Raw genomic sequence first — 14,422 nt, forward strand, 5'->3', positions numbered from 1 at the left:
CAGGGCTGTGTGGCCAGTCAGTCAGACGATGATGTCGGTTGCCTGCAGGCTCTGCACTCCGGTGAGCTGAATTTCGAAGTCCGGTTCGATATCGTCGTCAATATTGCCGTACAGCACACCATCGGCAAACCGAAGCTCCCCGCTGTTGTTGGTGCTGAATCCGGCGTTGCCGATAAAGACGAATGGGTCCTTGGTGCTGGTCTGGGGGCGAGCGTCAATGGCAGAAAAATCCAGCTTGTCGCCTTCTGCGGTCTTGAAGCCGGTGATGATATCGCGCGGTGCACCCAGTCCCATCTCGTTAGGGTTGTTGAACGCGTAGCGATCAGCGCCTGTGCCGCCGACCAGTGTGTCAGTACCCAACCCGCCAACCAGTACGTCGTCGCCTGCGCCACCGAAAAGGGCGTCGTCACCGTCGCCGCCCAGCAGGATGTTGGCGTTCTTGTTGCCGGTCAGTGAGTCTGAAAAGCGGCTGCCAGCAAGATTTTCAATACCTTTGAGGGTGTCCAGACCAGATCCGCCGGTGGTCTGTTGTGCGCTGGTATTCAGAGCCACGGTGACGCCTGCGCTGGCGAACAGGTAGGACGCCGTATCGTTGCCGTCGCGCCCGTCCAGGATATTGTCGCCTGCGCCTGCATAAAGCACGTTGTCCAGCGCGTTGCCTGTTGCGTTGGCGACGCCTGTGCTGGTGATCACCAGATTTTCCAGGTTGGCGCCCAGGGTGTAGGCCGTTCCGGCGCTGTAGACGGTGTCTATGCCGCCGGTCCGTGGATCGGCATTGGTTTCGACCACTCGATCTGCCGCATCATCGACGTAGTAGCTGTCCGAGCCATCGCCGCCGGTGAGCAGGTCGGCCCCCGCGCCGCCGTCGAGGATATTGTTGGCCGCATTACCGGTGATCACGTTTTTCAGCGCGTTACCGGTGCCATTGATTGCAGAGACTCCGGTGAGCACCAGGTTTTCCAGATTGGCGCCCAGCGTCCAGGAGACCGAGCTCAGTACCGTGTCGATCTGTGAGGGGGAATCGCTGCTCTCGATGACCGTGTCCAGAGCGTTGTCGACCACATAAATATCGTTGCCGTCCCCACCAGTCATTTCGTCTGCGCCCTGATCGCCGTCCAGCGTGTCATTGCCAGTGCCGCCCACCAGGGTGTCATCGTCACTGGTGCCAAAGATATTGCCACCTTCGTTCTGGCCGCCGTCAGTAATGTCCGCAGGATCATTATTGTCACTGGCGTTGCCGCGAAAGCCCTTGTCGTCTGCAATGAAGTCCGCAAGCCGTTGGCCCACGATTTCCGCGGACTCTTCGTGCAGGTGCCAGACGTCGTCGGGATAGACCAGCGGATTGACCTCGTAGCGCAGGGGTAGATCGGTGTAGTCGACGGCCAGTTTGACGTCGACACGCTCGCTGGCCATGGCTTCCTGAGCGGCCCTCACGTAGCCGGTGCCTTCGACGATGGCGTCTATTTTTTCGTCGGTGTAACCGCGCGCTTTGGCGGCTTCGGTCTGATAGTGACCTGTCTCCATGAGGTACACATCGAAGTCGCCTATCTGCGAGTGCAGGTAGTCGAACACCTTCAGGGTCGAGGCTTTGTAAAGATCTGCGGCGGCTTGTTTGTCGCTGGCGCGGGCGATTTCCTGGGCGGCCTCTTCGCCCTGACCCCAGATAATGCCGGTGGTCACCTTGTCGATGGCGGTGAGGGTGGCCAACTGTGCCTTGAGCAGTTCGACGGCGCGCAGCAAGGCTGGGCCGGGCTGGTCAGTGTCGGTCAGCCACCAGGAGACTCGTTGCTCCTCAAGGGTGCCGGTCGAATAGCCGACAACCGTGCTGCCGCCGACCGCCAGGTCGATACCATCGCCATTGGCGTCGGTGAACTGACTGCGTACGTCGTAAGGGGTGTAATGAGTCAGGTCCTTGACCAGTTCCGAGGTTCCCGATTGATCATCGTCTTCGGTCATGCGCAGCAGGCGAGCGTTGGACTGGCCCAGCGTTGGCAGATAAAGGATCTCCTGCGGTGCGCGCTGGCCGAATACGAAATCTGCCTCGGTCAAGGTGTTGAGCAAATTGCCGCTGAGGGCGATTTCGAAGCGATTGCCGTCGGCGTCCGGCGTGGCGGATTTGATGTAGGTTTTGTCACCGGTTTCGTTGAGGGTCATGTACAGCGTGTGATTTTCACCATTGCCCAGACCGAGGAAACCCAGAGCCGATACGTCTATCCGGTCCTGGCCGGGGGTGAAGTCGTAGATCGTATCGGTGGCGGTCAGGCCGTCAGTGTCGTAGTCGCGGTAACTGTCGCTGAGGGCGCCGTAGATAAAAGTGTCGTTACCGGCCCCGCCGTACAGGCTGTCGCGACCCTCGCCACCATTGAGGACGTCTGCACCGGTGTCGCCACGCAGCGAGTCATTGCCGCCCAGACCCAGAATCGTGTCATCACCTTCGGTTCCGAACAGTGAATCGCCGTTTTCGGTGCCGGTGAGCACGCCTGGAGTTACGTTGCCGACGGTGATGGCGAAACTGTCAGCCACCGAAGCGCCGGTTGCGTCGCTGGCGGTCAGCAATACCGAATATATCCCCGATGCGGTGCCGCCTGGCGTGCCGCCGAACGTCAGGCTTTTGCTGTCGAATGTCAGCCAGTCGGGCAGGGCGCTGCCGTCGGAAAGTGTTGCGCTGTAGCTGAGTACGTCGCTGTCCGGATCGCTGAAGCTGCCCGGTTGCACCGTATAGAAAAACGCAGCCAGCTCGCTGACGTTCTGGTCCATCAATGGCGTATTGAGGGTCGGCGCCTGATTGGTGGATGAGACTGTGGAAAAGATAAAATTGGATGCGCTCAGTTTGCCAATCAGGTTGCCTTCCAGAGCGATCTCGAAGCGATTGCCGGTGGTGTCGAACGCATCGGTCTTGACGTAGGTTTTGCTGCCGCTGGCATTGAGCGACAGGTAAACGGTATTGGCACTTCCATCACCCAGCCCGCGCAGTCCGATGCCGGACAGGTCGATGCGGTCCTGAGTGGGGTCGAAATCGACAATGGTGTCGCTCTGTTTGCTGCCGCTGGCGTTGTAGTTGCGGTAACTGTCCAGGCGCGAGTTGTAGATGAATACGTCCGCCCCTGTGCCGCCGCTGAGTGTGTCCGCGTCGGCCCCGCCATTGATGACATCGGCCCCAGCCCCGCCGTTGATGCGATCAGTCCCTGCGTTGCCGTTCAGTACATCGTTGCCATCGGTGCCGGTCAGCGTATCGCCATCGTCGGTGCCTTCGATCACGCGCTGGAATGTGAAATGGCTGGCGTTCAGTGTGTCTTTCAGGTTGCCGCTCAGGCCCAGCTCGAAGCGATTTCCGCTGGCATCAGCGTCGAGCGATTTGATGTAGGTGCGGTCGGTCGTCGCGTTGTAGCTGACGTTCAAGGTCCCGTTCTTGCCGCTACCGAGCCCGGTGAAGCCCAGATCTGACAGGTCGATGTGGTCCTGGCTGATGTCAAAGTCGGTGAGCAGGTCGGTGGAACTGGTGCTGGCGGTGCGAAAGCTGTCGGTCAATGCGTCGAAACGAAAGACGTCTGCGCCTGCACCGCCGCTGAGTTTGTCCGCGCCTGCACCGCCGACCAACGTGTCATTGCCCGCACCACCGCTGAGGGTGTCCTTGCCATCCAGGCCGAAAATCAATTCATTCGCGGCGCCGCCGTTGATCGTGTCGTTGGCAGCGGTGCCCTGCACAGTGATCAGCGGGAAATCTGCGCCAGCAAAACTGCCGTCGCCATAGATCAGGGTCAGGCCTTTGCTGGTGTGGCTGATGGTATTGCCGACTACGCTGTTGCGGTCGGTACCGTCTTCGTTGCGCTCGGCGACACCGTAGGTGGACAGATCGCTGCCGGTAATGACGTTGCCGCGTATCAGGTTGTCGCTACCGTTGAAGTACTGGCCCGATACACCCGACCTGTCGTCATAAGACTGGATGATGATTTCGGGTACCGGTGCTCCCAGCGAGTTATTGCTCAGCGTGTTGTCAACCAGGTCCACCCTGGAGCTGCCGTAGATGCGGACACCCGCGCTGCCATTGTCGTGAATATCCACACCACTGACCGAGATCTGGCTGGACAGCTTGATCAACACGCCTTCGGCGCCGTTACCGTAGACTTCGCCGCCGATAATCGTGATGTTGGCGGGCGACGGAATGTTTTCGCTGCCCCGCTGGATCACGATGCCGGTGCTGCCATTGTTGTAGGCGACGTTGTTGCTGAGGGTGAAGTCATGGGTGCTGGTCACCACGTTGAAGCCGTGGCGATCGTTGTTATAGGCGACGTTGTTTTCAAACACGCTGTCGCTCAGGTAATCCGCGACGAAGCCGTCCAGCCCGTTGCCGTGAGAGACGCTGTTCTTGATCACCATATTGACGGTTTGCTCGTGGGGATCGAAGCCATACCCCGAACAGTCCTTGATCTCGACGCTGTCCAGGGTGACGTTCGAATCCTTGCCGGTCGAACCCGGGATGTAGCCGTTGAACCAGCCGTCCACCTTGCCGGTGGTGGCGTCACGGTTGCCATCCAGTGTCAGGTTGTTCATGCCGAAATCATGCGTTTCCTCGCCGTAGGCGGAGCGCACGATTCCGGTGACCTTGGTGTCCGAGCCATCCTTGAGTTTGATAGTTGTCTCGCCCATGCCCGCGCCGGACAGGGTGACGTTGCTCTTGAGCATGAGGCAGCCATCGGACGGTTCCTCGCCACCCGAGACAATGTAGGTTCCGGCGTCCATCACCACCTGCCCGCCACCTGCTGCCGCAGCCGCATCGATGGCTGCCTGTATAGCTGCTGTATCGTCCGTGACGCCGTCGCCCAAAGCTCCATAGTCTTTTATGTTGAATGTCATGGACTTACTCCGGGCCGCGAAGATGTTAGGTAATGAAGTCAATGTTGCAGCGCCCGGATGTATATGACTCTCATAATAAAAAAAGTTGCGTGATATGTACTATATTTTCGGAGAAAATGCGGCTATCTGCGTCAATCTTATGGCTGCCGTATTTGTGGCGGTCGGTTGCGGGGGGGTCGACAGGCTGGCGTCAAAAAACAGAACCTTGGCCCTGGGGGCTGGCGAAAGGGTATTTGTCGGGATGGTGTTGAGGACGGTGAGCTGCGGATCAGTCTTCGATCAATTGAACGCTGTCGAAGACAATCGCCGGGCTTAGAAAGCCTGCACCGGTCTTGCCCGATGCAACGCCGATGTCCAGAGAGTTCAAGCCCGACTGTAATGCCGAACCCGGAATGCTCACTTCAAATAGCGTGTTGTTGCCTCGATAAGTCCCGCGCGTTATGCCACGACTCTCAGGCTGGTTCGGTGCGGGCGGGACAGGGGCCGTCCAGCGCTGATTGACCGTTAGCCGTGGGCGACCTCCGGCTTGGGTGAGGGAAATGAACATACGCAGCCGGTAATTGCGCACTTCATTTGTGTGCAGCTCAAAGTTGATCCGTGTCGGTGTGTTGACGTCACGCCACTGCACCGCTGGAAAATCGTTCAACGGGCTTGAGCCTACAGAAAACGTAGTGGCTTCCCATGGGGCCATTCGTGAGTCGGATGGGTGGGCGGATGCCAGCTGGCCGGCATTACGAAAACCTGCCGGTGTGCCATCGGGTGTCCCGATCTGCCATTTCACTCGGCCCGCGGGCGGGTCAGCCTGCAAATTGGCTTCGCGGTCGCTGCCTGCGACAACGTCCACGGTGGACTGAGCCACCTCCAGTTCGTTCTGATAGAGCGTGATCCGGTAGCGGCCAGGTCGTACACCTGTCAACTGAAAGTCACCGCTGGTCTTTGGCTGAGTCCAGTATTGAGCGGTTGCGTTGCTCAGGCCTATGAAGGCCGGCAAGGTAGCCGGTACGCCTGAACTGTGTCCCGATACCGAACCTCGTCCGGCAGCGTCCAGGTATCCCTCCAGTCCCAGCGCATTGGTGACAAACCCCAGATCTGTCAGTTGCGCCGATGGCTTGCCACCTGTAGTGAACAGCAAGCCGTACACACCGTGCAGACCAGCTCGATACGGCTCGGTCTGGGTGTGATTGGAGTACATGTAGTTGTACAGCTCATGCGTCTTCGCAGTCTTTTGCGTGGCGACGTCCTTGAAAAAGGGGCCTCCGGAACTCCGCTCCCTGTTGCCCATAAGCATATAGACGGCGACACCCGGGCCACTCACGCCGTGCACAGGGTCATCGATCATCGGGCGTGCGGAATAGAATTTTGAGCTGGTTCGGCCGTCTGGCAACAGAAAGACATCGTTGCCTTCGATGGCCTGACCGACGTTGGAGTCGGTGCCTCGGTCGGCCTTTGGCAAAGCATTGACGTTCAGCCTTGCGACAAACCGCAGCTCGCCTACCGGCGGTAGGGTCGGAGCATAAGTCGCCATGTAAATGGCGTCGCGGCCCTTGTGAGCCATGTAGTAGTGAATCAGATCGCCGTGTCGTACGCTGACTACCATCACATCGCCCGCAGTGCGCACATCCACTTGTGCGGTCCCAAGGCCCGATGCAATCTGCGACGCCTTTGGCTCGGTGGTCTGCAGCTCTTCGCCCTTGAAGCGCATGGACGTCAGGTCACCGTTACGGGTATCGACGCTGAAGACCAGGTCGGCGCCGGTATCGACAACCGCCTGGGTTTCCGTTCGTATGAAACCGAAGCTGGCGCTGTACGCGCAAGGCATCATGAACGCTCCACACAGCATGCCAAACACAATGCTCCCCCGACGGCCTGGCAGCGGCGGTTTCTGTGGAGTACACATCTGGCGTGAAGCACCGATCATTTCGACACGCTCATGTCTGATTTGCCAGCGCCCGCGTCTCGAAGCACCAGGGCGCGCGCCTGATCGGCGGGCAAGGGCGTGATGAGCCAGCGCCCGTAAGGGGTGAAGGCGTTGAGGGCATCCCTGTCCTCAGGCCGGTAGTCGGCTCCGCTTTGTTGCGCCTGATTGCTTGCGCACGGTCTGCCTATAGCCGTCTGGCATGCGCTGTGGGCCGATTCGGAAGCCGTGCTGAAGGGAGCAAAGGCAAGGCCTGGCTGATGGGTGTCATTGAAGACCGGGTGGATCACGTTCTGGAAAACGTTGCCCTCAACCAGCAGACGTGAAGTGTCTGTCCTCGACATGATTGCGCCCTGGTAAGTCATGTTCGCAAACACGTTGTTGACCAGTTGTGCAGTGACTTCGGCGTCGCCCATACCTCCCGCATGAGGGGCGCGTCCGGACGTATCGTGAATGTAATTTCTCTCTACAGTCAGGGTGTCGTGATGGCCGAGAAACAGCCATACCCAGTAATGATGTCCGTCGCAGGTCGCGGAGTAGGGCGTGCGTCCATCAAAGTCATTGTTGGAAATGGTCACGTGAGACGCAGTTCCCCAGCCGGTCACTATCATCTGCCGACCGATACGGGCGAACGTGTCATGGTCAATCCATACGCCGTCTGCGTCATCCAGCGTCAGCGCATCGCCGCCCCAGACCACGCGTGGGTTGATATCCGACAGGGTCAGGTTGCGAACGATGACGTTATGGGCTCCGCCGCCTATGAGCAGCCCCATTCCCTGTATGCCAGCGTGATTGCCCAGCCCCGTCAGTGTCTTGTTTGAGCCTACCTTCAGGCGTTTCAACCCGGCATTGTCATACGTCACGGTGGCCGGCGGCTTTGACTGACAGAAGTTGTTTGCGCCATTGAGCGCCCATTGTCCGCCACCTTGTGGGCAAGGGTTTGCCATGCAACCGGCTTCGGTGGTGCTGGCGCTGCCGTTGGACATAACGCTGCCGCGAAAATCGAAGGTGTGATCGAGCTCAATCACTCGCGGTGTATCGTCTGTGCAATTGCCGCGTTGATCGTAAGCATCACACAAGGCTTTTTTCAGGTCGTCGAGTGTCGCCGGATGCACCACCGTAGCACTCCCTCCACCTGTGACTCCCGTGGCAAAACCGTCTGGCTGGTTTGCTGCATGGGAAAATTGAGGCACCAATAACAGAGCGCTGAGGGCAAGTATCCAGCATGACGAAAGTTTGATGGTTTTGTTGAGCGAGTGGTTAACCTGAGCCTGTAGGAAAGACCGTATACCCAGCGATTGAAACTTCATGTTCTGGCTCGCGTTCTGTGGCTCGTGGGTGTTGAATGTCGTTGAAACAACTCCGATGCAATGTCTTGATCGTACGTCGTCATGTGCTTGCTTCATGCGCTTACAAGCGTCTGAAAGGATCTTGCTTGATTTTTAACACGCATAGGTCTTTGCCGCCTGAACGCCGCCTGAACACGTCCCAGTGAGCCTCGATCGCCAGGATCCCCGTTTTTTTTACAGGGGCAGTGATACGTTTGATCCTCAGGCAACTGAGCAAGTATCAGCTCTTGTTTGAGTCGTTAAATAGTCTGTTTTGTAAGTTGGGCACTATTTACGTGTCAGCGTTTTCTTATTGAGGTGTCACTCTTTTCGTATTTATTATTTGATGAGTAGAGTTGCTTGAGTTTTTCTAGTAGTTGGTCTTAGCTGCGGTTGTCAGTCGAGCGTGGCTCTTTTCGGATTTAAAGCGCTCGCGATAAACAAATAACTTTCCATGTCGTTGGCGTGTTGTTGACGATGTATATATTGATTTCGTTAAAGGACTATATGATGAAAAAGCGTTTCAGTGTGACGTTGATAACCGCAGCCTTGTTGCTCTCTACTCACGCAATGGCCAGCTCCGTGCTGCACACCGCCACGGTCGATCAGGACGGTAACATCGTTTCTCAGTCCCCGCAGTGGATCAAGGCTGTGCGTTTCACCAGTCAGAAGGACTACTTCGCTACCTACGAAGTGACCTTCAAGGAAGGTCAGTTCAATGAGGCGCCAGGTTTCTGTTCTGTGTCGTCCACCGATACCAGCGACTACGAGCGTCTGCTGTATGGCCACGCCAAGTTGGGCGGTGCTGCGACCACCGAAAAACTTAACGTGCTGGGCCTGATGGTCGGCAAGGACGGCGCATCAGGTCACTCTTCAATGAGTTTCCAATTGATGTGCAGTAACTGATTTGCGGGTGCGTTTCCTGTAACACGTGAAGCATTTCCAGGGTGCGTCCGCAAGGATGCATCCTCTCCACTGCCGCGCCGAGAACCGACGCTGACTTTTAATCTTCGTCATTTGCGCCGATTATCTACCTCCACTCACAACCCGTACGGACGTGTCATGAACCTACCTCTTCAGGGCATCAAGGTGGTGGAGCTCGGTCAGCTCATTGCCGGACCCTTCGCCGCGAAAATGCTCGCCGAGTTCGGGGCTGAGGTCATCAAGGTAGAGCCGCCATTGACGGGCGACCCGTTGCGCAAGTGGCGCCTGCTGCATGACGGCACGTCTGTCTGGTGGGCGGTACAAGCGCGCAACAAGCAATCGGTCACTCTGGATCTGCACAAACCCGAGGCGCAGGAAATGGCTCGACGCCTGATCCGGGACGCGGACGTACTGATCGAAAACTTCCGTCCCGGCACCCTCGAAGCGTGGGGGCTGAGCTGGGAGGAACTGCATGCGCTCAACCCGAAACTGATCATGTTGCGGGTGTCGGGCTTTGGACAGACTGGCCCCTATCGTGATCGCCCCGGTTTCGGCGTTATCGGCGAAGCCATGGGCGGGCTGCGTCATTTGTCGGGCGAGGCAGGGCGCACGCCGGTGCGGGTGGGTGTTTCGATTGGCGATTCGCTGGCGGCGCTGCACGGCGTCATCGGTATTCTGTTGGCCTTGCGTCATCGCGAGCAGAATGCAGGTGAAGGTCAGCAGATCGACGTCGCGTTGTACGAGTCGGTGTTTAATACGATGGAAAGCCTGATCCCCGAATATTCGGTGTTCAACGTCGTGCGCGAACCCGCAGGCAGTAGCATGCCCGGTATCGCGCCGACCAACGCTTATCGTTGCAACGATGGCAAATACGCGTTGGTTGCGGGCAATGGCGACAGCATCTATCGCCGGCTGATGGAAAAAATCGGCCGAATGGATCTGGCCGACGACCCCGAACTCAAGCACAACGATGGCCGGGTCAGGCACGTCGCACGCATCGACGCGGCGATTTCAACCTGGACAGCCGAACGTTCACTGGACGATGTGCTGACTGCGCTCAATGAGGCGCGCATACCGGCTGGCAAAATCTACGACGCAGCCGATATCGCCGCTGACCCGCACTATCAGGCGCGCGACATGCTGCTGCAAGACACGCTGGACGACGGCACACCTGTGACGGTGCCCGGTATCGTGCCCAAGCTGCAGGCCACGCCTGGGCAACTTCGTTCGAGGGCGCCGACGCTTGGCGCGGATACTGATTTGGTCCTTGAAGCGCATGGCATCGATGCAGCCACTCGCGCCGAATGGCGTCGGCTTGGCGTTATTTGATCCAGAGTGTGGTCTGTAACGTAAAGAGACTCATATTCTGAACGGAGCTGATCCCGTGATCGATCATCTTGACCATCTGGTACTGACCACCGTAGACGTCGACGCCTGCAAGGATTTCTATGTCCGGATTCTGGGCATGACACCTGAGCGGTTCAGCCAGGGCCGACTTGCGTTTCGCTTCGGCAACCAGAAAATCAACGTCCACGAGCGTGGTCGAGAATTCGAGCCCAAGGCACATCTGCCGGTGCCGGGTGCGCTGGACCTGTGTTTCATCGCCAGCATTCCGCTTGAAGCGGTTATCGAGCATCTGCGGGAACAGGAATGGCCAATTGTCGAAGGACCGGTGAAGCGCACGGGAGCGACCGGGCCGATTTTTTCGGTCTACGTGCGCGACCCTGACCTGAACCTGATCGAGATTTCCGAGCAGATCCGCGTGGGGGGATGAGCTGCCGGTAGAGGGGCTGATGGCGCATGCTCTGGCATCGGTCGGATCGTGCGTTCAACGGATCGAGGGCTGAAGGTCAGCCCTTGGAAGCTGACCACCATTGAGCCAGACAGTATGGGTTTACTCACTGGTCAGCAGGGCTTGGCTGGACCGCCGCTTTTGGCAATGAACCCATCACCTGTGCCTGGCTTGAGGATGATGTAAGCCCGGCGCCAGGGCTGGTCATCAAGCAGCTTCCAGCGATGGCCTGGGCCGGTGGTGTCCTGGGCGACCAGTACGTCGCCTGGGTGAAGGACAAAGTTTTCGCCGCCGGTGGTCGAGAATTCCAGGGTGCCCGACAAGGTGATGACGTATTGCGCCTCAGGTGCGGGATGCCAGTTGTAGGTGGAGTGCGCAGGTGTTTCTGTGAAATGCAGCGTGCTGACATCGGTCATTGCCGTCTGATCAATCGACCCTTCGACCACGTGGGAGAGGTTGTCCGGACCAGTGCACAGTTTGAAGGCCTTGATGCCTTGCGTCACCACGGCAGGGGGTGTTGAGGCATAAGTCGTCTCGGGCGCAGCGCTGGTGGCCGCAGCCACAATCACAGCCAGGCCTGCGCTCCATCGAGTGAATGGGCGAGCTGTCGAGGCCTTGAAGTCAGAACGCGGGTTCGGTGACATAGTGTTTTCCGCAAATGGCAAGCTGCGTAAAGCCTCGGTATCAGGTGGAGCACCGTGGCACGTCATGGGTGCGATTACCCTCGCCGTGGATCGAACCACATACGGGACGCGTTAAAAATTATCTTTAATTTCATCCAGGTGGTCATCGACACCAGTGTCATAGCGGGACGCTGTCAGGTCCTGAGGACGCTACGCCCGATCAACTGCGTGCGGCATCGATGCGACACTTGTGACAGGCAGCCTGCTTTCTGTGTCTTCCCGGCGCGCAATCCTGCGTTTGCCCAAAGCCGCGCCGGCAATCCGATAATCTGAACTTCGGCTGAACAGCGTGACGTCGCGCCGGGAAAACCTTTGGATACCTGAACTTATCGGCGTTTTGCCTCTCTCATGCCGGTAGCCATTGATCGCGGCGGCCTGATAAGCTCGCGGCTTTACTCGTTTGCCCTTTTGGCGCATGAACAAGGAATTAGCATGAAACAGCATCGGTTGGCAGCGGCGATTGCCCTGGTCGGTCTGGTACTCGCAGGTTGTGACAAGCAAGCCAGCACCGTAGAGCTGAAAACCCCGGCACAAAAAGCGTCTTATGGCATCGGTCTGAACATGGGCAAAAGCCTGGCTCAGGAAGGCATGGATGATCTGGATTCCAAAGCTGTGGCATTGGGTATCGAAGACGCTGTCGGCAAGAAAGATCAGAAGCTCAAAGATGAAGAGTTGGTAGAAGCCTTCTCGGCGCTGCAAAAGCGTTCTGAAGAGCGTCTGGCCAAGATGAGCGAAGAGTCGGCAGCTGCTGGCAAGAAATTCCTCGAAGAAAACGGCAAGAAGGACGGCGTAGTGACCACTGCGTCCGGCCTGCAATACCAGATCATCAAGAAAGCTGACGGCGCTCAGCCCAAGCCGACCGATGTGGTGACTGTTCACTACGAAGGCAAGCTGACTGACGGCAAGGTGTTTGACAGCTCCGTCGAGCGCGGCAGCCCGATTGATCTGCCGGTTGGCGGCGTGATCCCTGGTTGGGTCGAAGGCCTGCAATTGATGCACGTTGGCGAGAAGATCAAGCTCTTCATCCCGAGCGATCTGGCTTACGGTGCTCAGAGCCCGAGCCCGATGATCCCTGCCAACTCGGTTCTGGTTTTTGACCTGGAACTGCTTGGCATCAAGGACCCGGCTGCTGCGCCAGCACCTGATGCTGACGAAGAAGAATCGGCTCCAGCTGCATCGGCTCCAGCCAAGAAGTAACGTTACACCCGGCTACTGAAAACGCCCTGTCTCGACAGGGCGTTTTTGTGTGTGGTCTATTTCCCGAACGCTTGGCCATCTGCACAGTCCCACTACTATCGTGAGCCTGGTCATGAAGTTCAGCGGGCTTGTCGGCAGATTGTCCGACAGTCTGACTGGATAAGCGATACAGCTCAACGGGGCGTCCAAGTCAACGATTTGATGGGTTTTTTTTGTGAGTAAAAAACGCCCGATTTGACTTCGAGCCCCGTAAAACGGGCTGTTCATGAACAAAAAAGACGGCTGTTCACAAGGTTATCCACAATTAATGTGGATAACCTTGAGACGAACCTTGTCCCTGGCCCTCTTATGGAAGGTCACTTGAAGTGAAAAGGCCTTCAAGGACTTGATCCTCAAGACGGCTGTGTATCGTGCCCTGCATCGAAACAACCTTTGCTCAACGGGAGTGAATATGAAAGCACCGTGGAACCTGATTCGTTACCTGCCTGGTGCCCGGCGCTTGATTGCGGCGGGACGGCTTCCGGGCCTTTTGTTTGCCGTGGCGCGCAAAGGCTCCAGCGAGGGCAGCCGGTTGGGCAAGTTCAAAGACGACTTGCGTCTGCTCCAGTCGCTGTGCCTGGCGTACTGGCGCGGCGAATACCGGGACATAAGCCCCAAGGCGATTGTGTCCATCGTCGCAGGTCTCATGTATTTCCTCAGCCCGCTTGATGCCATACCTGACTGGATTCCAGGGCTCGGCATGTTTGACGACATTGCGGTTCTGGCCTGGGTCATGAAGCATCTGACGGATGAGCTTGATGCGTTTCGCGCCTGGCGCGAGCAGCAGCCGCCGGAAAAACTGGTTGTGGTCGAACAATTGCCCGAAACGCAGGCGTTGCTGGAGAAAGAGAAGGGAAGGGCTTAAGTGTTACAGGTTTGACACAAGCCGTAGCGTTCCGCTGTTAAGATGCCAGCATATGGAGTAAGCACATCCAGCATTTGGCCTTGGCGTGAAAGGGGAGTCTATGGATCTTCAAGTGATATCTCGTGACGGAGAACCGGAATACGCGGTGCTTCCCTGGGCCCAGTATCAAGCCCTGCTCAAAGCAGCAGGTCTTGCTGAAAAGCCTCGCGCGGCCGCTCAACCGGGCGCTCCGGTTGCAGAGGTTGAATATCCAGGCTTCGACCAGTTGGGGGCATTGCGCTCCGCCAAGGGCCTTGAAGTCGCCAGCCTGGCGCGCGCGGTCGGCATCAGTCCGTCTTACCTGGAGTTGATTGAAAGCGGCACCCGTCAGCCTGACGCCGCGATCAAGCGCAGCCTTGCATGGGAGCTGGGTGTACCCGGCTGGAAGAGTGAGTCGTGAGCGTGCGCATCAGCCGACAGCACTGGGAAGGGCTGTTGGGTGAGCTGAATCATGCACGCCGTCAACGTCATCTGGTGACCTATCGAGCCTTGCTGGAGCGACTGCAACTGCCCAGCCCTGCCATGCAGACCCTGACGGCGGCCCTTGAGCATTTGGCCGCCCTGGACGCTCGTGCCGAGCAGCCTCTGCGCAGCTCGTTGGTGATCAGCCAAGGCGCGAGCCGTCTTCCACGTCCCGGTTTTTTTGAATGTGCCGAACGTCTGGGCCGATTTTGCGGCCCATCCGATGGTGTGGCCGCTGCCTCCTGGCATGCTTCAGAAGTGGTGCGGGTGTTCGAATACAGCTATCCCGAAGTAGAAGTCCAATAGCGAGTTACTGACTCAGTG

At 57.9% G+C, this 14,422-nt stretch carries 11 protein-coding genes; 7 read left to right on the forward strand and 4 right to left on the reverse strand.

Annotated elements, in window-relative coordinates:
• Positions 1 to 21: 21 nt before the first annotated feature.
• The 3 genes from KDX37_RS02395 to KDX37_RS02425 all read right to left on the reverse strand — a co-directional run bounded on the left by KDX37_RS02395 (position 22) and on the right by KDX37_RS02425 (position 8,010).
• Positions 22 to 4,854, reverse strand: coding sequence for a M10 family metallopeptidase C-terminal domain-containing protein (locus tag KDX37_RS02395; protein WP_231656665.1), 4,833 nt, complete (start codon positions 4,852 to 4,854; stop codon positions 22 to 24).
• 268 nt (positions 4,855 to 5,122) lie between these two features.
• The gene (locus tag KDX37_RS02420; protein WP_231651074.1) at positions 5,123 to 6,676 is read right to left on the reverse strand and encodes a rhamnogalacturonan lyase B N-terminal domain-containing protein; all 1,554 of its coding nucleotides are present in this window, start codon (positions 6,674 to 6,676) and stop codon (positions 5,123 to 5,125) included.
• Positions 6,677 to 6,768: 92 nt separating this feature from the next.
• Entirely contained in the window at positions 6,769 to 8,010 is a 1,242-nt protein-coding gene (locus KDX37_RS02425) for a pectate lyase family protein (protein ID WP_406641252.1), read from the reverse strand.
• Positions 8,011 to 8,607: 597 nt separating this feature from the next.
• On the opposite strand from KDX37_RS02425, the gene KDX37_RS02430 reads away from it, so the two are divergent.
• The 3 genes from KDX37_RS02430 (at position 8,608) to KDX37_RS02440 (ending at position 10,795) form a co-directional block, all read left to right on the forward strand.
• Positions 8,608 to 9,003 carry a hypothetical protein gene (locus KDX37_RS02430; RefSeq protein ID WP_231651075.1) on the forward strand — a complete coding sequence of 132 codons (396 nt, stop codon included), beginning with the start codon at positions 8,608 to 8,610 and terminating at the stop codon, positions 9,001 to 9,003.
• A 156-nt stretch (positions 9,004 to 9,159) separates the two neighbouring features.
• Positions 9,160 to 10,350: a CaiB/BaiF CoA transferase family protein gene (locus tag KDX37_RS02435; RefSeq protein WP_231651076.1), complete on the forward strand. Its 1,191-nt coding sequence runs from the start codon at positions 9,160 to 9,162 to the stop codon at positions 10,348 to 10,350.
• 55 nt (positions 10,351 to 10,405) lie between these two features.
• Positions 10,406 to 10,795 (forward strand): VOC family protein, encoded by a 390-nt coding sequence (locus KDX37_RS02440; protein ID WP_231651078.1) that lies wholly within the window; start codon positions 10,406 to 10,408, stop codon positions 10,793 to 10,795.
• A 131-nt stretch (positions 10,796 to 10,926) separates the two neighbouring features.
• On the opposite strand, the gene KDX37_RS02445 is transcribed toward KDX37_RS02440, so the two are convergent.
• The gene (locus KDX37_RS02445) at positions 10,927 to 11,457 is read right to left on the reverse strand and encodes a cupin domain-containing protein (RefSeq protein ID WP_231651080.1); all 531 of its coding nucleotides are present in this window, start codon (positions 11,455 to 11,457) and stop codon (positions 10,927 to 10,929) included.
• Positions 11,458 to 11,928: 471 nt separating this feature from the next.
• On the opposite strand from KDX37_RS02445, the gene KDX37_RS02450 reads away from it, so the two are divergent.
• From KDX37_RS02450 to KDX37_RS02465, 4 genes are all read left to right on the forward strand, one after another.
• Positions 11,929 to 12,693 (forward strand): FKBP-type peptidyl-prolyl cis-trans isomerase, encoded by a 765-nt coding sequence (locus KDX37_RS02450; RefSeq protein WP_231651082.1) that lies wholly within the window; start codon positions 11,929 to 11,931, stop codon positions 12,691 to 12,693.
• A 451-nt stretch (positions 12,694 to 13,144) separates the two neighbouring features.
• Positions 13,145 to 13,597, forward strand: coding sequence for a YkvA family protein (locus KDX37_RS02455; protein ID WP_231651084.1), 453 nt, complete (start codon positions 13,145 to 13,147; stop codon positions 13,595 to 13,597).
• Between the two features lie 100 nt (positions 13,598 to 13,697).
• Positions 13,698 to 14,036, forward strand: coding sequence for a helix-turn-helix domain-containing protein (locus KDX37_RS02460; RefSeq protein WP_231651085.1), 339 nt, complete (start codon positions 13,698 to 13,700; stop codon positions 14,034 to 14,036).
• Positions 14,033 to 14,404: a hypothetical protein gene (locus KDX37_RS02465; protein ID WP_231651086.1), complete on the forward strand. Its 372-nt coding sequence runs from the start codon at positions 14,033 to 14,035 to the stop codon at positions 14,402 to 14,404. The genes KDX37_RS02460 and KDX37_RS02465 overlap by 4 nt, the downstream gene beginning before the upstream one ends.
• Positions 14,405 to 14,422 lie beyond the last annotated feature (18 nt).

It is taken from the genome of Pseudomonas californiensis (assembly GCF_021147775.1).
GTDB classification, from domain to species: Bacteria; Pseudomonadota; Gammaproteobacteria; order Pseudomonadales; family Pseudomonadaceae; genus Aquipseudomonas; species Aquipseudomonas californiensis.

What these genes read in the sequence shown, in the direction of transcription:
- KDX37_RS02395 (WP_231656665.1), bottom strand. Translation starts at nt 4,854, where the DNA reads ATGACATTCAACATAAAAGACTATGGAGCTTTGGGCGACGGCGTCACG.
- KDX37_RS02420 (WP_231651074.1), bottom strand. Translation starts at nt 6,676, where the DNA reads ATGATGCCTTGCGCGTACAGCGCCAGCTTCGGTTTCATACGAACGGAA.
- KDX37_RS02430 (WP_231651075.1), top strand. Translation starts at nt 8,608, where the DNA reads ATGAAAAAGCGTTTCAGTGTGACGTTGATAACCGCAGCCTTGTTGCTC.
- KDX37_RS02435 (WP_231651076.1), top strand. Translation starts at nt 9,160, where the DNA reads ATGAACCTACCTCTTCAGGGCATCAAGGTGGTGGAGCTCGGTCAGCTC.
- KDX37_RS02445 (WP_231651080.1), bottom strand. Translation starts at nt 11,457, where the DNA reads ATGTCACCGAACCCGCGTTCTGACTTCAAGGCCTCGACAGCTCGCCCA.
- KDX37_RS02450 (WP_231651082.1), top strand. Translation starts at nt 11,929, where the DNA reads ATGAAACAGCATCGGTTGGCAGCGGCGATTGCCCTGGTCGGTCTGGTA.
- KDX37_RS02455 (WP_231651084.1), top strand. Translation starts at nt 13,145, where the DNA reads ATGAAAGCACCGTGGAACCTGATTCGTTACCTGCCTGGTGCCCGGCGC.
- KDX37_RS02460 (WP_231651085.1), top strand. Translation starts at nt 13,698, where the DNA reads ATGGATCTTCAAGTGATATCTCGTGACGGAGAACCGGAATACGCGGTG.